General features: G+C 41.7%; 16 protein-coding genes and 1 pseudogene. 6 read left to right on the top strand and 11 right to left on the bottom strand.

Annotated elements, in window-relative coordinates; all coding sequences use genetic code 11:
* Window positions 1-17: 17 nt before the first annotated feature.
* A complete protein-coding gene (locus tag RV13_RS14340; protein WP_083579825.1) occupies window positions 18-950 on the bottom strand; it encodes an AraC family transcriptional regulator in 933 nt (310 codons plus the stop codon).
* A 281-nt stretch (window positions 951-1231) separates the two neighbouring features.
* Here RV13_RS14340 and RV13_RS14335 point away from each other — a divergent pair.
* From RV13_RS14335 to RV13_RS14320, 4 genes and pseudogenes are all read left to right on the top strand, one after another.
* Window positions 1232-2916 (top strand): annotated as a pseudogene (locus tag RV13_RS14335) (glycoside hydrolase family 3 protein).
* An 18-nt stretch (window positions 2917-2934) separates the two neighbouring features.
* Window positions 2935-5760, top strand: coding sequence for an alpha-L-rhamnosidase (locus RV13_RS14330; protein WP_060789364.1), 2826 nt, complete (start codon window positions 2935-2937; stop codon window positions 5758-5760).
* Entirely contained in the window at window positions 5753-6409 is a 657-nt protein-coding gene (gene pgmB / locus RV13_RS14325; RefSeq protein ID WP_060789365.1) for a beta-phosphoglucomutase, read from the top strand. The genes RV13_RS14330 and pgmB overlap by 8 nt, the downstream gene beginning before the upstream one ends.
* A 15-nt stretch (window positions 6410-6424) precedes the next feature.
* Window positions 6425-7969 (top strand): glycoside hydrolase family 43 protein, encoded by a 1545-nt coding sequence (locus RV13_RS14320; RefSeq protein ID WP_060789366.1) that lies wholly within the window; start codon window positions 6425-6427, stop codon window positions 7967-7969.
* A 43-nt stretch (window positions 7970-8012) separates the two neighbouring features.
* Here RV13_RS14320 and RV13_RS14315 read toward each other — a convergent pair whose 3' ends face one another.
* The 6 genes from RV13_RS14315 to RV13_RS14290 are packed head-to-tail and all read right to left on the bottom strand — an operon-like array spanning window position 8013 to window position 15744.
* On the bottom strand, window positions 8013-8876 hold the full coding sequence (locus RV13_RS14315) for an ROK family protein (RefSeq protein WP_028021020.1): 864 nt from the start codon (window positions 8874-8876) through the stop codon (window positions 8013-8015).
* A gap of 10 nt (window positions 8877-8886) precedes the next feature.
* Entirely contained in the window at window positions 8887-10257 is a 1371-nt protein-coding gene (locus RV13_RS14310; protein ID WP_060789367.1) for a glycoside hydrolase family 1 protein, read from the bottom strand.
* A gap of 11 nt (window positions 10258-10268) precedes the next feature.
* Window positions 10269-11060 (bottom strand): MurR/RpiR family transcriptional regulator, encoded by a 792-nt coding sequence (locus RV13_RS14305; protein ID WP_010743966.1) that lies wholly within the window; start codon window positions 11058-11060, stop codon window positions 10269-10271.
* A gap of 11 nt (window positions 11061-11071) precedes the next feature.
* On the bottom strand, window positions 11072-13693 hold the full coding sequence (locus RV13_RS14300) for a glycoside hydrolase family 38 N-terminal domain-containing protein (protein WP_060789368.1): 2622 nt from the start codon (window positions 13691-13693) through the stop codon (window positions 11072-11074).
* Window positions 13694-13742: 49 nt separating this feature from the next.
* Window positions 13743-14198 (bottom strand): PTS sugar transporter subunit IIA, encoded by a 456-nt coding sequence (locus RV13_RS14295; RefSeq protein ID WP_028021023.1) that lies wholly within the window; start codon window positions 14196-14198, stop codon window positions 13743-13745.
* A 13-nt stretch (window positions 14199-14211) separates the two neighbouring features.
* On the bottom strand, window positions 14212-15744 hold the full coding sequence (locus tag RV13_RS14290; RefSeq protein ID WP_060789369.1) for a PTS fructose transporter subunit IIC: 1533 nt from the start codon (window positions 15742-15744) through the stop codon (window positions 14212-14214).
* A gap of 280 nt (window positions 15745-16024) precedes the next feature.
* Here RV13_RS14290 and RV13_RS14285 point away from each other — a divergent pair, with 280 nt between their 5' ends.
* Window positions 16025-16972: an alpha/beta hydrolase gene (locus tag RV13_RS14285; RefSeq protein ID WP_028021025.1), complete on the top strand. Its 948-nt coding sequence runs from the start codon at window positions 16025-16027 to the stop codon at window positions 16970-16972.
* A gap of 55 nt (window positions 16973-17027) precedes the next feature.
* Here RV13_RS14285 and RV13_RS14280 read toward each other — a convergent pair whose 3' ends face one another.
* The 4 genes from RV13_RS14280 to chvE form a co-directional block, all read right to left on the bottom strand.
* Window positions 17028-17351 carry a PTS sugar transporter subunit IIB gene (locus RV13_RS14280; protein ID WP_010743971.1) on the bottom strand — a complete coding sequence of 108 codons (324 nt, stop codon included), beginning with the start codon at window positions 17349-17351 and terminating at the stop codon, window positions 17028-17030.
* 11 nt (window positions 17352-17362) lie between these two features.
* Window positions 17363-18568: a multiple monosaccharide ABC transporter permease gene (mmsB, locus tag RV13_RS14275; RefSeq protein WP_060789370.1), complete on the bottom strand. Its 1206-nt coding sequence runs from the start codon at window positions 18566-18568 to the stop codon at window positions 17363-17365.
* On the bottom strand, window positions 18568-20100 hold the full coding sequence (gene mmsA / locus RV13_RS14270; RefSeq protein ID WP_010743973.1) for a multiple monosaccharide ABC transporter ATP-binding protein: 1533 nt from the start codon (window positions 20098-20100) through the stop codon (window positions 18568-18570). Before mmsA ends, mmsB begins: the two co-directional genes overlap by 1 nt.
* A 69-nt stretch (window positions 20101-20169) precedes the next feature.
* Complete coding sequence (chvE, locus tag RV13_RS14265) at window positions 20170-21261, bottom strand: multiple monosaccharide ABC transporter substrate-binding protein (protein ID WP_060789371.1); 1092 nt, start codon at window positions 21259-21261, stop codon at window positions 20170-20172.
* Window positions 21262-21484: 223 nt separating this feature from the next.
* On the opposite strand from chvE, the gene RV13_RS14260 reads away from it, so the two are divergent.
* Window positions 21485-22450 (top strand): ABC transporter substrate-binding protein, encoded by a 966-nt coding sequence (locus RV13_RS14260; protein ID WP_060789372.1) that lies wholly within the window; start codon window positions 21485-21487, stop codon window positions 22448-22450.
* Window positions 22451-22457: the final 7 nt, after the last annotated feature.

Here is a 22457-nt window from a genome sequence, read left to right as displayed (position 1 = left end):
GAAACTAGGGTACTTTATCAGTGGCTCCGGTTTTCATACCCCACTTTTAAAGCAATCTGTTCAATCGGGGCATTTGTATAAGTTAGATATTCAGCAGCTACATTGACCCGCTGCAGGTGAACCAATTTGATAAATGTAAGGCCTGTGTGTTTTTTTAAGTAAGAGGAGAGGTAATTGGGATTAAAGCCAAAATGCTGGGCCATCTCCTCCAAAGTTATCTGGGCGTAATTCTTTTCAATATACAACAGTAAGGACAATAGATTGACCGATCCATCCTCTTCTCCAGAGATGACCTCCTGTTCATTTGCGGCTGAACGAATCAGTCTAGCAAAGAGGGTCAATAATTCTAAACGAATGAGTTGATTCGATTGTGCGTCTGGATAGTAATATTCTTGAATGATGTCTTCCACCAGTCGATGAATCTTAGTTTCCTGATGCGTTCGAAACAAGCGATAAATATTTTCTCCCTGCGTCTCATTTGAGAGGAGGGAAAAGAGCAAGGAGGAAACTTTTTTCGTCACACGATCCTCATACATAAAATGATAATCATTCAACGTAAAGGCGGTATCCTTTAGGGTCAGATTAATTACAATACTGTCTGCTTTAATTGGCTCAACTCGATGGATCGTGTGGTTGCCAATGATAATCAAATCATTCTGTCGCAGATGCAGCTCATCATTTTTTGTAACGACTGTGCACTCGCCTACAATCGGAACGATGATCTCTACATAGTCATGGATATGATAGGGAATAAAAGATTTTACCGGCTGAACAGAAATAGCGATTGATTGCGGATTCACCTCCAACGAATCATCCAGCGTATGAAAAAATTCATACACCGGCTCGTTTTTCAACACACCTGCCTTTTTAGGCTTCATTTCCGGTCCTAACTCATCCCAGTTACGTGGCTGGTTTTTCTCCTGCAGAATGTTTAATACCGTTTCCTCCATAGTCTCCTCTCCTTTCAAAAAAACCGCTCATTTCCTGCACTAAGTTGAAAAATTACAGATTTGCTCTTCTTAAGTTGTTTTTTTCTATGACGTCGTCTTCTGACTTCGTCTAAACTATCTCATGAATGAATCCTTCAAGCAAGACACATTTTTCGATAAATGAAAGGAGCTGTGAAATGAACACATACCAGATGTTTTTTCGCAATGGTTGCCGTCTTTTTTCCAAGCTAGAATGAAAGCGTGAACACGTATAGATAAAAATAATGGGAGGCTCATCATTCATGGTAGATTTAACGAAAAAACCGTATTACTTAACAGAAGAACAGATTCAACTGCTGCAGCGCAAGCTTCAGGAGATGACTTTAGATGAAAAAATTGGTCAGCTCTTTTTCGTCATTGGTCAGGATGAAGACCAAGTAGACATTAAGGAATTTGTCCAAACCTATCGTCCTGGGGGCATGATGTATCGCCCGCTTCAGCAGACAAGATCAAACGACAATTAGCCACGGCTCAGGAAGCCAGCGATATTCCATTATTCTTTTCCGCAAATTTGGAATCAGGTGGGAACGGGATTATTTCTGAGGGCACATGGTTCGGTATGCCTTTGCAAATTGCGGCTACTGATGAGCCAATACATGCCTACGAATTGGGAAATGTTGCCGGGAGCGAAGCCGCTCAGGTAGGCTGCAACATGTCATTTTCACCCATTGTTGATATTGATAAAAATTTCCGCAATCCAATCACCAACACTCGGACCTTTGGCAGCGATCAAGAGCGAGTCCTTCAAATGGCTGCGGCTCAAATCAAAGGACTCCAGGAGAATGACATTATCCCTGTCATTAAGCACTTCCCCGGCGACGGTGTCGACGAACGTGACCAGCACCTTTTAAGCACGGTCAATTCCTTGTCTGCCGATGACTGGATGGCTTCCTATGGTAAAATTTACCAAACATTTATTGATCAAGACATCACCAGTATCATGATCGGGCATATTCTGCAGCCAGCCTGGGAAAGAAAACTTTCACCAGAAATCACCGATGCAGAGCTGCGACCAGCCTCAGCCTCAAAACGATTGATTGACGGTCTGCTGCGGGATGTGCTTGGCTTTAACGGCTTAGCAATCACCGACGCTACACCAATGATCGGTTATAATGCCATTCTCCCTCGAGCAGAGCTGTTACCGGCCACAATCAATGCGGGCATAGACATGATTCTATTCAATAAAAATATCGACGAAGACTACGCCTTTATCAAAAAAGCAGTGGAAAACGGAACCTTGAAGCTGGCTCGAATCGAGGAAGCGGTGTTGCGGATCCTGGCTACTAAGCTGACTCATGGCCTATTCGAAGCAAAGCCCACAGAAAAAAGGACGGTGAACCTTATAGAGCATGCCGAAAAAGCAGCAGCGACAGCGAAAAAATCAGTGAATTTAGTCAAGGATCGTGATCAGCTGTTGCCAATGACGGTGGCGCGTTACCCTAGAATCCGACTAGTTGTTTTAGGGGATTCAGATGACGGCGGATTTAAAGAAGGCGGTAAGGTTTCCGATCACTTCCAAACCCAGCTGGAAGGACTTGGTTTCGAAGTGACCCTATATGACCACCAGCAGCTAGATTTTCACGAGATTTTTGAAGAAGGCGTGGCAGAAATGAAGGGAAAATTTGATTTGGCGCTTTATGTCGCGAACATCGAAACCGCCAGCAATCAAACAACGACTCGTTTGGATTGGGTTCATTTGATGGCGGCGGATGCACCCTGGTTTATGAAGTCCATTCCAACTATTTTTATCTCAACGGCCAACCCGTACCATCTATTCGATATTCCAGCCGTTTCTACTTATATCAATACCTATACTGGAAATAAAGCTAGCGTTGACGCAGTGATCAGAAAAATGACAGGGACGGAAGCCTTTGAAGGGATCAGTCCTGTTGACCCCTTCTGCGGAGATTTTTCTACAAAATTATAAGAAAAGAGGCGTGTAATTATGAACATTTCCACCATTTTAATCAATCACATGATCGAACCGATTGGGTTTCAGCTTGATTCGTTGCGAATCGACTTCACTGTGGAAGCAAATCAGTACACAGAAGTAACCAAACAGCTAATCATTTGGACAACCTCGTATGAACAGCCCATCTACAAAAGTGACAAGGAACGTTTTGAAACGAATTTCTTCGATGTATCATTGGACCTCACTCCTCGTACTCGTTACCACGTTGAGGTCTCCCTTTATGATTCAGACACGCTTCTTTGCGCAAAAGAAAGCTTTTTTGAAACTGGGAAAATGTCTGAGCCCTTTGAAGCTGAATGGATCGCACATCCAGATAAGAGCATTCAAAACACGCTTTTCAAAAAGGACGTTCGTGTTCCATCGAAAGTCACTAATGCCCGACTGTATGCTACTGGATTAGGTATTTATGAAACGTATATCAACGATGACAAGGTGGGCGATGAGTACCTATCTCCTGGAGTTACGGCTTATGACCAGTGGGTTCAAGTTCAAACCTATGATGTGACCGAAGCCTTTCAAAAATCAGATCAGATCAAACTAAGCTTTTCTACTGGAGATGGCTGGTATAAGGGAACTTTAGGCTTTGATGGCGGGAAAAAGAATATCTATGGGGATCAGCAGCAGGTTATCGCAGAATATCACCTTCGCTACGAGGACGGCAGCACAGAAATCATCTCTACCGATGCCACTTGGCTGACAACTAGCGGCAAGGTTACAAAATCGGAAATTTACTATGGCGAAGATCTAGACGATACAATTATCCCTGCTAATTGGCAGCCTGTGATCGTCTCAGAAAAAGACAAGGCACTTCTACAAGATCGGTTAAGCTTACCGGTAAAAATCATGGAACGCCTCCCTGTTCAAGAAATTCTTGAGACCCCTGCAGATGAGCAAGTCCTTGATTTTGGTCAAAATCACACCGGCTGGCTCGAGTTTTATAATCGCGAACCGAAGGGAACAAAGCTTGTTTTCCAAATGGGAGAAATTTTACAGGAAGATAATTTTTATCGAGAAAATTTACGACAAGCGCGAGCCGCCTTTGTCTATACTTCTGACGGAGAAGAGAAATGGGTGCGCCCTCACTTTACCTTTTACGGCTACCGCTATGTAAAGGTCGAAGGCAACACGCAACCACTGGAAAAAGCGGATTACCAAGCAGCGGTATTATACTCCGACATGACAACGACAGGTGCTATCAAAACAGCGAACAAAAAAGTCAACCGACTCTTCCAAAATATTTTGTGGGGACAAAAAAGTAATTTCCTAGACATTCCAACGGACTGCCCCCAAAGAGATGAACGCTTAGGTTGGACAGGCGATGCGGCAGTGTTCTCTAAAACAGCGGCATTGAACATGAATGTCTTCTCTTTCTTCAAAAAATACGCGAAGGATATCGCCGTCGAACAAAAAAAATATGACGGCATGGTTCCTATGTATGCTCCCGCAATGGGAAATACGGATGGCGGTGCAGCGGTTTGGGGAGATGCCGCGACGATTATCCCTTGGACTATGTACCAAAGCTATGGCGTTCCAGCCATCCTGCAGCAAAATTTTTCCGCAATGAAGGATTGGGTAGAATGGATTGGCCGTAACAGCAAGAGCAACAATTTGTGGACAGGCACCTTCCAATTTGGTGATTGGCTTGCCTTAGATGGTGAAAATCCTGCCTTGCCTACGGGAAAAACCGAAGAAGATTTTATTGCCTCGGTTTATTATTTCTATTCCAGCAGTATCGTAGCCAAAACCGCAGAAATTTTACAGCGTTCTGAAGACGCCGTTTATTATCAAGAACAGACACAACGAATCTTGGAGACCATCAGAAAAGAATACATCACAGCGAACGGTCGATTGGCGATTGATACACAAACAGCCTATGCGCTTGCACTACAATTTGGACTAATCCCCGAATCACAGTGCTCACGTGTAGTGGCAGATTTAGTTGCTCGTTTGAAGAAGGACAATGATCATCTGAAAACAGGGTTTGTCGGTACCCCCTTCATTTGCCAGGTCTTATCTCAATATGGCTACCATAAGCTTGCCGCAAAGATTTTCCTTTTAGAGGATTTCCCAAGCTGGCTTTATGCGGTAAATCTCGGCGCTACTACGGTCTGGGAACGCTGGAACTCTGTCCTGCCTGACGGTTCCATGAATCCTGAGGGAATGAATTCTTTAAATCATTACAGTTTCGGCGCGATTATGGAATGGGCCTACAAGTATTTGTTAGGCATTCAAGCTGCGGCCCCAGGTTATCGTGAAATTACCTTCGCTCCGCAGTTTGATTATCGTTTAAAACAAGTGAGTGGACATTTTGACTCCCCTTATGGAAGAATCGCTGTCGATTATCAAATTGAAGCGGACAAAGAGCACACTATCAAAATCAACTTGACTGTTCCCTTTGGTGCTTCTGTAAAGGTCACGTTGCCTAGAGCTGAGACTACTTCGATCACGGTAAATGATCAATTAAAAGAAAACGACGGCTTCGTGTTAACCTGCGGTACCTATGCCATCAGCTATATTCCCACTGAAAGTTATGTGGAGCACTACAGCAGTGAAACACCTGCCGCGGAAATCATGGCGGATGATCTTTTGGTTAAAAAAATTGATGCGGTGGATCCTGTGCTACATTTCTTTAAAGCAGATCCTGAAGCGATCAAAGGTGGACTAGGTACGATGTCATTGACTAAATTAAATACACTGTTGCCTTTTATTCAAATCTCACCAGAAAATCTTGCAAAGATTAATGACATTTTGACCACTACCCCTATTCTCAGCGAACGGGAGGAAGTCTCTTTTGTTTAAAGGTGTTTTATTTGATTTAGATGGTGTCATTGCTGATACCTCCACGCTGCATTTTGACGCTTGGAAAAAACTCGTGAATAAATACTTTTCGGTGGCTCTTCCAGATTACATAGAGGAGAAAACAAAAGGAGTCAGTCGTACTGACTCCTTAAAGGTGATCTTAGAATCTCTCGATGTAGTTGTTTCCGACAGTATGTTTCAACAGCTGCTCCATGAGAAAAATGAACTGTATGGCGACTCACTGAATACCTTGTCTCCCAACAATATTTTACCTGGAATAGCACCGTTCATTTCCGAATTAAAGGAGCAGAAAATGAAGCTTGCCTTGGCCTCTGCTAGTCTGAATGGCCCTTTGATTTTAGAAAAATTGGCCTTAAGTACTACCTTTGACGCTGTCGCTGATCCGAGTAAAGTGGCCTGCGGAAAACCAGCTCCAGATATTTTTATTGCCGCGGCAAAAGCCCTAGGTTTAACTCCGGCAGTGTGTGTCGGTATTGAGGATTCTATTGCTGGTATCACCGCTATTAACAGCAGCGGCGCCTTTTCGGTTGCAGTCGGGAAAAATCCTCAATTGCAATCCGCTAATCTCATCCTTCCATCAACCGCGGAGTTATGCTTAGACACTCTTCGTATCGCTTATTCGAACTAAAAAGGAGTTTTTCATATGATCGAAAACTATCAAAATCCGATTCTAAGAGGAATGTACCCTGATCCAAGTATTGTTCTAGTCGAAGATACGTACTACATGGTTAACAGTACCTTTGAATATTATCCAGGCATTTCTCTCAGTAAAAGCACCGATTTATTAAACTGGACAAAGGTTCCAGGTATCGTTACAAAAAAAGAACAAGCAGATTTATCGAAAGCAAAATCAAATGAAGGCATCTTCGCTGTCTGTATTCGTTTTATCAATAATCATTTTTATGTCATTACAACAAATTTCGCGGAGTTCAAAAATTTTATCATCAAAGGCAGCCTTAATGATCGGGGCGAAATCATTTGGGAGGATCAGCGGATTGAGATCGACATTATGGGGATCGATCCTGACCTATACCACGAAGAAGACCGAACGTATGTCACCTTTACTGGCTTTATTGATGATAAGGGTACTAAGGCGATCCAACAAGTAGAAATCGATCTTTCTACTGGAAAAATTCTGCGAGGACCAGAAGTAATCAGCATGGGCACTGGCGGACGAGATGTGGAAGGTCCCCACATCCTCAAACGAAACGAGGCTTATTATCTTTTAGCAGCTGAAGGCGGAACGGGTGTTGGGCACATGATCACAATGTTCAAGTCTCCGAATCTTTGGGGACCCTTTGAAGATACGCCTGGCATCAATCCTCTTTTTACCAATCGTGATCGCGCAAACGAACCTTTGCAAAATATTGGTCATGCGGACTTGTTCCAAGACACTGAAGAAAATTGGTGGTTGACCTGTTTAGGCACGCGTCCATCAACCATTGGGTTTAAGCAAATAACGAATATGGGGCGTGAAACACTGCTCTACCCTGTCATCTGGGATAAGGAATGGCCGGAAATCAATCATGGACTGCCTAGCGAAATTGTGGATATGACCTCTTTTCCAAGCCATCAACGCGTTTTAGTAAACCAACAAAAGCTAACGTCCTTTTACGATAACTTTGAACAGGAAACGTTGCACCCCGAATGGCTCAGTCTGCGAGATACACTTGGCGAAGACGTATTATTAAAGAACAACACCTTAACGATAAAAGGGCGTCCCACAACCATCGAACAAGAAGCTACACCCGCATTTCTGGGCATTCGACAAACCGAAAGCGCGGAATCATTCACTGTCAATGTTGCTGAAGCAACAGCCATCAATGATGGGCAAATCGGCCTACTCAGTTTGATTAATGACACGCATTTTGCTGCTATTTTAGTGAAGCAGCAGGCGGATGGGTTCATCGTCTCTCGTTACCAAAAAGTGGAAGATTTAACCATTGAAGAAATACTTGGTACGCTTGATTCAACACCCACACAGTTCAAATTAATCAATCGTCCCGCAACTAAAACCTTCCTTGTAACGGATGGACAAAAAGAACAACGCTTTGAAACAAGCGCACTTCATTTTTCAAACGAAGCCATCGCCGCTTTGAACACCGGCGACATCCAAGGAATGTATGCCTTAGATAACGCTGAATTTGTCATTGAAAGTGTCCAACGACAGACAGTTGATAAAGAATAAAGCAAAAACCAAGGCATTGTCTTTGTCGACAGTGCCTTGGTTATTATTTATTCCTCTGCAGCTCAAAATTCAATGCGGCACCGATTAGATTCGCATTGTTTTGAAATCTGCAGCACTTGATCGTCGGCATGATTTCTTCGACGCCTTCTTTTTTCAACAGCTCAAACAGTCGATTGGATAGCTCCTCTGCCAATTCAGGACGCTTGGAGATACCGCCGCCTAAGAGAATTAGTTCAGGATCAAACATGACTTGTATATTGTAAAGATTATTGGTCATGATTTGATATATCTCGTCTAAAAGGGATGTAGCCAGCAGATCCTTCTTTTCTCTCAATACATAAAGTTCTTTTCCATCAACACAGGTATGTGTCTGTTCCGAATAAGCCTTAGCCGCTTTCACCAGTGTCCCATTTTGACTGAAGGTCTGTGTCTGTTGACTCTTCAGCAAGCCTATCTCACCGCCGAATAGGTGGCTTCCTTTATATAATTTCCGTTGAACAAAAAGCGCCCCGCCAACTCCTGTCCCTAAGACAACAAAGGCAATATTTTGCGCGTTCTTCCCCTCACCGAGTTCTACTTCAGCAATTCCAGCGCAATTTGCATCGTTTTCTATAGTTACCGGCAGATTAAAATACTGTTCCAGCTCATCAAAAATTGGCCGTTGGTGAATATAATCCACTGCGCTAATCCCCAGAATCTTTCTCTGCTCCTGATCAACTGCACCTGGGGCACTAATCGCGATACCTTCAAAGGTTTGATCGTATTTTTCAATTGCCAGCTGAAGATTTTCTAAAAACGCCTCAAAGGTATCTGGGGTGGAAAATGCGGAAACTTCACTTAACTTGTGCTTTTCCCAAACGCCATGCTTCACAGTAGTTCCACCAATATCAACTACAACTATACTCATCTGCACTCACCTAGAATCCATTATTTTCACTTACTTGTTGAATCCATCGACCACTTTTCTTTATAGAACGTTCATGTGTCGTTAAATCTAATCGATAGAATCCATACCGATTTCGATAGCCATTTAGCCACGACCAGCAATCTATGAATGTCCATGCATGGTATCCAAAGCAATGACTTCCTTCACTAATCCCCTTATGCAAGTAAGACAAATGTTCTTTCATAAAAGCGATACGATAGTCATCTTCAATTTCTCCAGCGTCATTCATAAAGCGTTCTTCGTTCGCTACGCCCATACCATTTTCACTAACATACCAAGGAATATTGTTGTACTTATCTTTCATCATCATAGCCACATCATAAAGCGCTTCAGGATAAATTTCCCATCCACGATAAGGATTCACTTTTTTATCTGGCCAATCATACGCCGCATAAAAATCTGAAGGCATTTTTGCGGGAACAGTTGGAAATTCAGGAGCTTGTACTCGTCTTGGCTGATAATAATTTAATCCGATAAAATCCACTAAATTTTCTCTAATTCGCTGGTCATCTTCCTCCTTCACCTCTGGCAACAGACCATTTTCTGATAATAACGTGACTAATTCCTCAGGGATTGTTCCTAATACTGACGGATCTAAAAAACTTCGAATATTCAATAAATCGGAACGAAAAGCCGCCAATTGATCTTCATCAGAGACACTTCTAGGATAGGTTGGAGAAATATTTAAAATAATGCCGATTTCTCCAGTTTCTATGACCTCTCTAAACACCTTTACCGCCGCTTTATGGGCGAGCAAGGTGTGATACCCCACTTGAATCGCACGCTTGAAATCAACAATTGCGGGATAATGATATTGATACAAATATCCGCACTCTATATGAACAAGCGGCTCATTGAAGGTCGTCCATTTCCCAACAAGATCACCAAACAACTCAAAACAAGTTTTTGCATAAAAGGCAAAGGCTTGAACAGATACTCGGTTTTCCCATCCCCCCTGTTTCATTAGCCACATGGGTAGATCAAAATGAAAGAGGTTAATAATTGGTTCGACACCATTTTCCAGCATCGTTGAAAAATAATTTCGATAAAATTGAACAGCTTTTTGATTAATCGCCTTTCCATCAGGGAGCAGACGCGCCCATGAAATGGATGTTCGAATGGAGTTCAAGCCAATCTCCTTCATTCGCTGACAGTCTTCTAGATACTGGTTATAGATATCAGAGGTGACCCCGGGTCCTTGATTCTCATAGAAGTTTTCAGGGGACACTCGAAACCAATAGTCCCACGTTGTCTCAGTTTTTCCAAAGCTCAAACTTTCCCCTTCTGTTTGAGGGGCTGACATCGCCGCACCCCACAAAAAATTCTTCGGAAATTTTTTCATGTTTACTCCTTTTATTTGTGCAATATTTGTTCAGACTCTAACCACTGGGAGATCGCATCTGAATATAAGTGAATATATCTTTCATAAACCATGTCCAGTTGGATAAGAATTGGGATTTGCGGAGAAATATTTCCCAACGCTTCTTCTCGCGTAAAGCTTGCGGCGATTAAAACAACATCCGCATGAGGAACTAGCTGAGAATAACGATTGGACGTGATCAATAAAATCGGGACCTTTCGATCTTTGGCAATCTTCATAGCCTCTAGTAGTTCTTCGTCATCACCTCGTAAACTCGAAACCACGATTAACTCATCCTTATTTGCAAAATGTGCGGACATCAAAATCGAATTTTCATCAGCAATCACTCGTACATATTTGCCAACCCTAGAGAATTTGAATTGAAAGTCAGCACCAGCATAAGAATTGAACCCTTTCCCAAAGAAATGAATAATTTTATGCTGATGGAGCACCTCACAGAAAGCGTCGACTACTTCTTGTGAATAATTACTATCGCTGCGAGTTGCCAGCGAATGATACGCTGCGGTTATTTTTGAAGAAACAGAGACGCCGGAAGCTTCATTATCTAACGACAGCTTGTAGAGAAAAATCAATTCTTTGTAATTATTCAATCCAATTTTTTTACAAAATCTTGTAATAGACGCTTTCGATACAGCTAAATGCTCGGATAACTTGTCGATCGTCATGGACGGCTGTTTACTTAGTAAATAATCAGCGATCACTTGCTCAACAGAAGTAAAATTCAAGCGACAGGATTCGATTAAAATAAAAATGTCTTCTTGCATAGAGATTCTCCTCAATCAACGATATGGATCGTTTTTATTTGGCCTGGTTTAAAGGTGCCTAGAGGAATAGTATCATTTTTTTCTGTTGAAGAAATAGCCTTTCCTTTAAGATCGACAAATGTGTAACTCATCTCATGCGTTCCTTTAATCGTTCCACCCTCAACTTCCAGACGAACATCCGGATTGTATACACGAACATCAAATCCCGCACCTTCTGTCGTCTTCGTCAAGGCACTAAACACAAGTGTGTCACTATCAATGGTGATCCCTTCCTTTGAAGTTACTTTGTTTTTTAACGGATTCGACACAAAATATTTCAGCGTCGTTGTAAAACGATTCAGTTCCTGCAGCTGATAATAAGGGCAGCTTATCGCATAATCTAAATACTCTTTAGCAAGCTTTGCCGGCTGATATTCCTTATTCAGCTGAAGAGAGAATTTGAAGGTCATTTTTTTCTGCAATTGGCTGTCAGGCGTCGGAATATATTTGAATTCATTTCCCGAAGCCACACCAGGACGTCTCAAGAGATCCGGTCGACCAAGATAACCGACAGAGCGGAATAAAGTCAGTGCTATGGTTTCAAATCGTTTTCCCACAAACTGGTATTCTTTAATCCCCTTGCTGAAAACTGTCCAGCTAGAGTTGGAATTATGACTGTTTACATACGTCAGCATAGGAAATATTGCTGTTGGTTCTTCTCGCCAGCCTAATTCTTTCCAATCATGAATATGCGGATCTTCAACCTGTCGCCTCACTGTGCCGAAGGGCGTATCCGTGTAAGAAAAATCATTCTCGTGTGGGGTATTGATCAGCACTCTCATACGGTGATCACACGCCTGATTGTCTAGCTCTAGATGGAATTGAATCTGAGAACTTTCTTTCATCAACTGAATCGTCAGCTTATACGGGATCGCCTGTGTTCTCTTTTTCTCCTGACGTTCCTGTAAATCCTTCGCGATTTTCCACTCCCCAGATATGGTTAATTTTTCCATTAAGGTATTTTGTACTAAGTCACAATTGGCTTCCTTTAAATCTAGTAAATAGCTATGATCCGCGTATGGAGGAGAAAAATCATAGGTATCCCCTTCATCGCCACTGTCTTCAAAAGTCAAAAAGTGACTATAGGCTTTTCCATTTCTCTTATCTACTAGGACTAAAGCACCTGCTTCATAAATAATTTGATAATGTTCATTTTCGATCGAATCAACTGGCGATGCTTCGCTAGAGCACTCAGTAGATTCTTCTAAGCCCTCTACTACTTGATACGTAAGGAAGCTAAGTGCTGGAACTTCTGCTTCTAGCAATACTTCATGCACGAAGTAGTAGTCATCTGTATCCGCCAGCTTTTTCTCCCGACGAATAGAGCCGGAAAATTCTTGTCTTGTATTCAACACCTCAAATGGGACTTCGTTGCCATCTTTTTTCAGTGAGATAGAGGAAAGCGGTGTGGATACTTCACACTTCATCACTTTTTTGTTTTTCCATGGCAAGGTATTAAAAACAACTAGCTCTCCTTCTGAAATAATCGGACGGGATTCCGCAATTTTTCTCGTCAAATAATCCACTAAAGAATAGGACAACTGATCGGCTTCGACAAAACGCTCCAGAATGATTTGATTGGTTAGGTCACTATTGCATCCGCCAGCCGAATCATGTGCCTGATTTTTATTCAACAGCTTCCAAATCCGATCTAGCAACCCTTTTTTATAGGGAATACTATAGGTTTCAGCCATCACCATTAAAGGTTCCGCTTGATAAAGCATACGTCTTTCAACCTTATCATTTAAATATTTATGGTCGTATCGTGAAGAATAGATCGATCGATGTATTTTTGAGACAGAGCTGGAGATAAATTCTCCTTCGACCGTTGGAAGCTCTTTCTCCTTAACAGCCTCAAAAAACAATTCATAAGTGCTCTCCATCAATTCCACATCGGTCAATTTATCATTGTATCGCTCTATTCGATCACGTAAATTGAAATCGACATAGCGTTGATCACCTCCTACTGGTAAAACTAACGACTCACTAACCGCTCCCTTGGAAATTGTCTCAATCAACGATTGTGCATCATCTGAATAAATCAATCCAACTCCGACAAAATAGCCGTCCTTTATATTTGAGGTTAATACATTTGAACCATCTTCCGCTTTCCAATGAAATTCTCTCTTAGTAGTAATCTCATTAGGCACACCACGCCAAAAAACTGAATGCTGAATGCCGAATCCATTATATATTTTAGGCATGTCCTTGCTTTGTCCAAACGAGTCTGGAAGGTAGCCAATATTCATATAACCTCCTAGGGATTCTGCTAACTCCATCCCCAGATTCAAGTTTCTAACCATCGATTCTCCCCGAACAATTAATTCATCCGTTTGCGTGTACCAGGGACCAATGGCTAATTTTCCGTTTTTGACCAATTGTGCCAAGCGTTCCTTTTTCTCTGGAAAGCTTGCTAAATAGTCATCTAAAATGCTCATCTGACCATCTAATAAATAATAATCGATTTGATTTTCTTCTAAAGCCTGCATTACTTCATCTAAATGATAGACCAACTGTACAAATGACTCGTTGGTAGTGAAATACCATTCAAAATCCCAATGGGTGTGATGTATTACATGAACTTTTCTTTGCATAAGTGCCATCCTACTTCATAAGTTATTCTTCTCGGTATTATCTAACGCATTAAGAGAAATCAATTTGATCAATGATTTCTGCTAGTAATTCTGGGTTATCCTGCTTCAGAACTCCGTCTCTAAATTCTTGATCAATTAATTTTCTAGCAATTAAGCTTAACAATTTCAAATGCTCTGTTGCCCCCTCTTCTGGGATGGTTAAACCAAATGCTACTTTTACAGGCTTCTTATCCAAAGAATTCCATGGAATATCATGAGCAAACTTCAGGAGAAATAAACCGGGCTTCTTATTTACACTGCTTTTGCAGTGAGGGATAGCGATATGATCTTTGAATCCTGTCGTCGCCTCCTGCTCTCTTTCCTTTAATCCATTAAAATAGCTCTCTTCATCAGATACGAATCCAGCGTCATAAGCAAATTTCGCAAGACTCTTGAATGCCTCTTCCTGAGTGGTGGATGTTTCATCAAATAATATATGCTCTTGATTAAATACTGCTTTATTCATTTTTTCTACCTGCCTATTCGTTTACTGTTTCCATCATTTGATCGTGTTCTTCTTGCTCTTCTTGTTCAATGATACTATCCTCAACAATCTGCTTTCTGGTAAATCCAATAAGCAGCGCCGTGGTCAAAATTCCAGCACTAACGCATAAAATCCACGTGATAAAAGGAATCGGCTGTTCTATATAGCCAATAAATGTTCCTAATGGCGAACCAATTCCGCCATAGAACTTACATCCTGTCGCGGCCGCTAATCCGCCAGCAACGGCTGAACCTACTACGTTAGAAAAAATCATTCTAATTGGATCTGCAGCGACGAAAGGAATCGCTCCTTCTGTGACCCCCACGATCCCCATACCAAAAGCGGCACTTGCGGCAATTTTTTCATTTTTAGAGAATTTCTTTTTGAACAAGATGGTTGCTAACCAAACCCCAAGAGGCGCTACTGAAATCGCTGCTTGCGTAGCTGTACCGGGTACAAAATTTGCGCCATCAATTCCATACTTTGTCAACGTATCCGTAAAAATAGCCGTTCCAAATACCAGTGCTGTTTTATTAATTGGACCGCCTAAGTCAAAACCAATCATTGCGCCGCAAATGGCACCGATCAAAATAGGCGCTCCAGCATAATTATTATTTAAGTTCGTCAACCCTTGATACATCGCATCCATACCAATAGCAATTGGATTCCCAATGATATAAAGGACGATCAATGTAATAATAGCCGTAGCGATAAATGGAATGATCATAATCGGTACAATTGGTACTAATAGCTTTGGCCATTTGATTTTCTTTAACCCTTTTACAAGATAGCCAACAATAAAGGCAACCACAATCGCACCAATGAACCCTCCTCCAGCTTCCGTATTCAGAAACTCTGGATCATTTACGAGGTACGCACCAATCATAGCTGGAGCGATTGCTGGTTTGTCGGCAATCGAATTCGCCACAAATCCGGCAAACAGCGGAATCATCAATTTAAAACCAATTTGCCCAACATAAAACAGCTTCGACATCAAGAAACCCATTTGTGTTTTATTGTCAAAGCCCCAGTTAACTATCCGACCCAAATCATCTTTTTGAAACGCATACAAATTAGCGATAGTCAAAATCAACCCAGCCGCAATGACCATCGGTACCATGTAAGAAATACCACTCATAATATGGGTGAAGAAATTCACCTTTTCCTTATCATTTCCTATTTGGATCTTTCCGACCTTTGATCCTTTTTTCCCAAAGACCTGCGCCTCTTCAAATGCTTGCTTGATCAATGCCTCAGAATCCTCTATTGCAGGAATCGACTTCGTAACAAATAACGGCTTTCCTGTGAAACGAAGCGGATCGATTTTAATATCCGAAGCGACGATGACTACGTCAGCCTGTTCAATGTCTTCAGCAGTCAGAACATTTTCTGCCCCGATCGCTCCATTCGTTTCCACCTTTATTCCATAGCCCATTTTCTTAGCCGCCTGTTCAAGTGATTCTGCGGCCATATAGGTATGAGCAATACCAGCCGCACAAGCAGTCACAGCAACAATTTTTCTCTCCATCTTGTTGTCCCCCATCAATTTATTTTCCATATGAAGAGTAACTTACTATTGTCTATAATTAAAGCGGTTTCTGTTGTTTGGGTACTAGTATCAGCTTTTACTATTTAATTTGAGATTTCTTTCAATTCATCATTGATAGAAAAAATGGGCGGTTTAAGCTTTAGAAAGCCATACATGGCGTTGTTTTCATTATTCGTCCATTCCTGAACAAGCTGATGTTTTGATAATGAGAGCGGTTCATACTATGATGTTAGGACAACACAGGAAAGAAGGAATTGATATGACGGAAAGAATTTCTTTAGAAAAATCTGCTTTAGATTTTAGTATTGCCAATGAAAAAGAACCTTATATTTATCAATTACCCGTAAATGACGCACGCGCACTGTTAGAGCAAGTTCAAGATTCTCCTGTAAATAAATTAGAGGCCGATACAACGGACGAAAAATGGGACCTAGGTAATCACGGAATCATTAATGTACGAACGGTAAAACCAAAACATACGACGGAAAAATTACCGGTTATTCTTTATATTCACGGCGCTGGCTGGGTGCTAGGGAGTGCCCACACACATGATAAATTAGTGCGAGAATTGGCGGTTCGGACAAATTCTATTGTGTTTGTTCCTGAATATGATCGTTCCCCAGAGGCCAAATATCCTGTCGCGATCGAGCAAAGCTATGCGGTTCTTCTAAAGCTTGTGGAGGAGGCAGAGGGACGATACGATACAGATCGGCTCACCATAGCTGGCGACAGTGTTGGCGGAAATATGGCGACAGTTCTTACGATGTTGGCGAAAGATCGCAAGGGGCCGAAAATTAAGCAGCAGCTGCTTTACTACCCTGTAACAAATCACGGATTTGATACGGAATCCTATCATCAATTCGCCACCGACTACTTTTTGGCAAAAGAGGGCATGAAATGGTTCTGGGATAATTACCTTCCTGAGGGACAGGACGCATCCATCAAAACAATTTCTCCTTTACAAGCGACCAAAGAAGACTTAACAGATCTTCCAGCCGCGATGATCCTGAACGGTGAAGCGGATGTATTAAGAGATGAAGGTGAAGAATACGCTCGTCACCTGCGAGAAGCCGGCGTGGATGTCACGCAAATTCGATTCCAAGGCATGATTCACGACTTTGTAATGGTCAATTCAATGGATCAGAGCAATGCGACTAGAGCAGCGATGGATGTCTCTACGGATTGGTTGAATAAACGAAATAAATAGCTTGTATACATGAAAAGGATCGAGAAAAATTTTTCTCGACCCTTTTTACTGTATTCTATTCTAAAAAATTTGTGACAATATCTTGCAGCACTGCCTCGCCATCTAACGTTTCGTAATCTTCTTTTTTGATCATTTTATAAGCTACCGCTTTATAATTCAAAAAGTCTTTCAATCGATTCACTTCGTATTCTGACTGTGGGCCTATCATCAGACCATCAATGTGTTGATTTTGAATGGCTTGTTCCGCAATAATGGCTGGAGCGGAATACACTCGAATAGGAATGTTTTGCTCATCTGCGGCTGTCTGAATGTTTTTTACCAGCAGACCTGAAGTAATCCCTGCTGTACATATGAGTAAAATACGTTTTTCATCAGTCATAAAATAGCTCCTTAAGAGATTTTGCGTTTCTTATTATAAATATCTAGTACTACGGCAAGAAGTAAAATCAACCCTTTGATCGCTTGCTGCCAGTCCACACCAATCCCTAAAATCGACATCCCGTTATTCAGAACACCCATCACCAAACCACCGACAATTGCTCCAGTAATTGTACCGATCCCGCCTGAGGTAGACGCACCACCGAAGTAAACAGAGGCCATGGCATCTAATTCAAGAGAAGTCCCTGCTTGAGGTGTCGCCGCGTTCAATCGCGCCGCTAAAATCAACCCAGCTAAAGCAGCCATCATCCCCATATTTACGAAGACCCAAAACGTGATTTTTTTCGTCTTGATCCCAGATAATTGCGCCGCTTTTAAATTTCCGCCGGTCGCATAAATTTGACGCCCAGCAACCGTGCTATTGGTTAAGAAACCATAGACACCAACGATAACGCCTAAGATGATTAGGATAACTGGGAATCCTTGATACGCGGCGAAAATGTAGCTTAATCCTAAGACAATCGCGACCGTCAATACTGATTTAAAAATGAAGGCATTCATTGAAGGAACTTCAAATAAATTCTGTTTCCGTTTTTCCCGCGCCTTCCATTGGAAGAATACTAAACCTAGGGCCAACACCGCTCCTAAAATCAGGGTCAAAAAGTGCATACCTGAAGAAGAAACAAAAACTTCTGGCAGATACCCTGTAGAAATCTTTTGGAAGGCTCTTGGGAAGGGCGCCAACGATTGTCCGCCTAAAACGACTTGCGTCAACCCACGGAACATTAGTAATCCAGCCAGTGTAACAATAAATGCTGGGATCCCAACATACGCGACCCAGAATCCCTGCCAAGCACCAATCAATGCCCCGATTGCTAAACAGATAGGAACGGCGAGCCATGGACTCATATGATTGTTCACCATCATCATCCCAGCGATCGCGCCAACGAATGCCATGACTGAACCAACAGATAAGTCAACAAATCCCAACAATACAACAAGCAGCATACCGGCTGCTAAAACTAAGATATGGCTGTTTTGCAATACGATATTGGTGATATTTAACGGTCGTAGAAAAATGCCGCCGGTCATTAATTGGAAGGCGATCAATAACGCGATCAAAATAATGACCATACTATATTTACTGAAGATATCTAGTACTTTTTCTTTGATATTTAAGGTACTTCTTTCTTTGCTTTCCTTCGTTGCATTCTCCATTAGGATACTGCCTCCTCTTCCATCGTCATCAAGTTCATTAAGGTTTCTTGATTTGCGTCTGCTCGTAAGACTTCCCCAGTCATAGTTCCTTCATTCATCGTATAAATACGGTCACACATCCCGATAATTTCCGGCAGCTCCGAAGAAATAATGCATACGCACTTGCCTTGTGCCGCCATTTCTTCGATGATCGTGTAGATCTCATATTTGGCTCCCACATCGATCCCACGAGTCGGCTCATCTAAAAACAACACATCGGGTTCAGTCATCAACCATTTTGCTAAGACGACTTTTTGCTGATTCCCACCACTTAAGCTGCCAACATTTTGAAACACGTTATTGGCTTTTGTCCGCATTTTTTTTCGATAGCTTTCCGCTTCCGTGACTTCTTTTTCTTTATCTAGAACACCGCTTTTGCTTATTTTTCCTAAACTGGCAATCGTTGTATTTTCACGAATGTCCATTAATAGATTCAATCCCAGTGCCTTACGGTCCTCAGATACATAGGCCAATCCATTATGTATGGCTTGAGAGACATCTTTGATTTTTATTTCTTTTCCGTCCTTATAGATTTTTCCGCTGATATTGCTGCCATAGGAATTGCCAAAGACGCTCATCGCAAATTCTGTTCGTCCTGCCCCCATCAAGCCCGCGATTCCAACGATCTCTCCTCGACGAATAGTGAAATTGATGTGATTATTCATCACTCTGGCAGTATCAATTGGATGATGCACTGTCCAATCCTTCACTTCAAAAAATACTTCGCCAATGTTTGGGTGACGATCTGGGTAGCGGTTCGTGAGGTCTCTTCCCACCATTCCTTTGATAATCCGTTCCTCAGTAATGTCTTCATTTTCTAAGGTTTCAATTGTTTGACCGTCACGTAAAATGGTGATTCGATCCGCGACATCAACGATTTCATTTAACTTATGAGAAATAATGATCGAGGTGATCCCCTGATTCCGAAATTCTTTGATCAATTCCAGTAGATTGGCGCTTTCCTCTTCATTCAAAGCAGCCGTTGGTTCGTCTAAAATCAATAAGCGTACATTTTTCGAAAAGGCTTTTGCGATTTCCACAAGCTGCTGATGTCCTACCCCTATTTGTGAAACAAGCGTATTCGGATTAATTTTTAAGCCGACTGTTTTAAGTAAGTTTTCTGTCTTCCGTTCTGTTAAGTTCCAATCAATAATGCCATGCTTCGTCTGCTCATTGCCTAAAAAAATATTTTCCTTAATCGATAGGTACGGACTTAATGCCAACTCCTGATGAATGATGACGATGCCCTTCTCCTCACTGTCTCGCAACCCTTTGAACTGACAGGTTTCGCCGTCATAAATAATATCGCCTGAATAATTGCCATATGAGTACAAACCACTTAACACATTCATTAATGTCGACTTCCCAGCGCCATTCTCTCCACAAAGTGCATGGATCTCTCCTCGTTTGATACTTAGGTTGACATCATCCAAGGCCCGAACACCAGAGAACTCCTTCACGATGTTTTTCATTTCTAAAATGTAATCGGCCATTTCTCCACTTCCTTATTAAGAGGATCGAGAAAAGTACGAAGACTGCTCATACTTTTCTCGTTCCCTTTTTTATTCGCTTAAGTCTTTTTCTGTATAGTATTTCGTATCGATCAATTCCTGCTTGTAGTTTTCCTTATCTACAGACACTGGCTTCGCTAAATAAGTAGGAATGACTTTTTCTCCGTTATCATAGGTTTCTTCATCGTTCACTGGCACCTTCTTGTCGTCGTGAATCGCTTCGATCATTTCCACAGTGTTGTCTGCTAATACACGTGTATCCTTAAAAATCGTTTCGGTTTGATCACCAGCGATAATTGATTTCACTCCTGCGATCGTTGCATCTTGTCCAGTAATTACGGGAAGCGGCTTGTCTGCTGAACCGTAGCCAACACCTTTCAATGAAGAGATAATTCCTAGACTGATTGGATCATAAGGTGACAACACAGCATCCAATTTTTTATCAGTATAATTAGCACTCAATAAGTTATCCATCCGTGACTGAGCGGTTGAGCCATCCCAACGCAAGGTCGCGATTTGATTGAATTTCGTTTGACCAGATGGGACTGTTAGCTGTTTACTGTCAAAATAAGGTTTGAAGACGGACATGACTCCGTTGTAATTAATCAGTGCATTATTATCATCTGGCGATCCGCCAAACAGTTCAATATTGTAAGGGCCTTTTCCATCCTTCAATCCTAATTTTTCTTCAATATAAGATGCTTGCAGAACACCTACGCCGAAATTATCAAAGGTAGCGTAATAATCAACATACTTAGAATTCATTAGTAAGCGGTCATAAGCAATTACTTTGATATCCGACTGATGTGCTTTTTCTAAAACATCGGTAAGTGCGGAGCCATCAATGGATGCGATGACTAAAGTATCGACACCCTTCGTAATCATGTTCTCGATTTGCGCTACTTGATTTTCGACCTTATCTTCTCCATATTGTAGATCTGTTTTATACCCTTTCTTTTTCAATTGCTTCACGATATTGTTGCCATCAGCGATCCAGCGTTCTGCCGATTTGGTCGGCATAGATACTCCGACATAGCCTTTGTCGCCTCCTGAAGCATTTCCTTTACCGCCGCAGGCAGCTAGCGTTGGCAGCACCACTAGTAAGGCAGCTGCGACTAACATTCTCTTGAACCCTCGTTTCATATTTTTCCCTCCAAAACATATTTGATAGACTTAGTTTACGATTAACAGCAAACGCTTTCATTGATATTCTTTTTTGATTTCTTGAAATATTCTGGGAGTTTTTTTCGAAATTCTATATTTCTTGGATTTTTTTTGGTGATTCTTGACATTCTTTTGAAATGCCTAAACATGTTAGAATTAGAAATGATAGCGCTATATAATAGAAAGAAAAAGGAGCAAACAAGTGAAAAAAATCCAAGTTATTCTGTTGGTACTTTTGGCTCTCCTGCTTACAGGCTGTCAAAACAACGAACCCGCAGAAGATCAGAATGAACGCACAATTGGTTTTGCTCAAGCTGGTACGGAAAGCAATTGGCGCAAAGCACAAAATAAATCCATCACCGAAGAGCTTAAAAAGCAAAATTATCAAGTGATGGCACGAAACAGCTTTTCAGATCCCAAACAGCAGTTTCAAGACGTGATGACCTTTATCGCTTATCAAGTCGATTTGATCGTTCTCTCGCCGATTCAGGAAAATGGATGGGAAACCGTTTTAGAAGAGGCAAAAAAAGCGGGGATCCCTGTAATTATTGTTGATCGCAACATTGCCACGGAAAGAACCGATCTGTTTCTGACTCATATCGGCTCAAGCTTTAAAGCTCAGGGGGGACGAGCAGGCTTATATGTCTCGAATTATTATCAAAAAAAAGAGAAGGAGTCCGTAAACGTTTTTGAAATCAAAGGGTCGGACCATACTTCTCCAACACGTCTGCGCCATGATGGTTTCGCTGAGACGGTCGGACGTGATCCTAGAATAAAGATCACCCAAACTATCACTGGTGATTATATCCGATTAAAGGCAAAGGAGGCTTTTTCGGAGGCGATCAAAGCAGGAAAACTTCAAAATATTGATGTCATCTATTCTCATAATGATGAAATGACGTTAGGTGCCTTAGATGCTCTTGAAGCAGCGAAAATGGAGAACAACTTTGTGATCGTAAGTATTGATGCCCAAAAGGAAATGATTGATTTGCTGAAGCAGCACAAAGTCAATTGTGTAGTGGAATGCAATCCTTTTATGGGCGAGCTGGTGGCAAATACCGTTAAACGCTACTTCGCTAAAGAAACAATTTCTGAGGATATTTATGTTTCTGATACTGTTTTTTCTGATCAAAATCCTCTTTCTACCATCCCACCAAGAAATTATTAGGAGGCGG

Origin of the sequence: Enterococcus raffinosus, assembly GCF_001886185.1 — a bacterium.
In the GTDB taxonomy this organism is placed as follows: Bacteria; Bacillota; Bacilli; order Lactobacillales; family Enterococcaceae; genus Enterococcus_A; species Enterococcus_A raffinosus.
The sequence above is the reverse complement of the archived record's forward strand: the minus strand, read 5'-3'. Positions and strand labels throughout refer to the sequence as shown.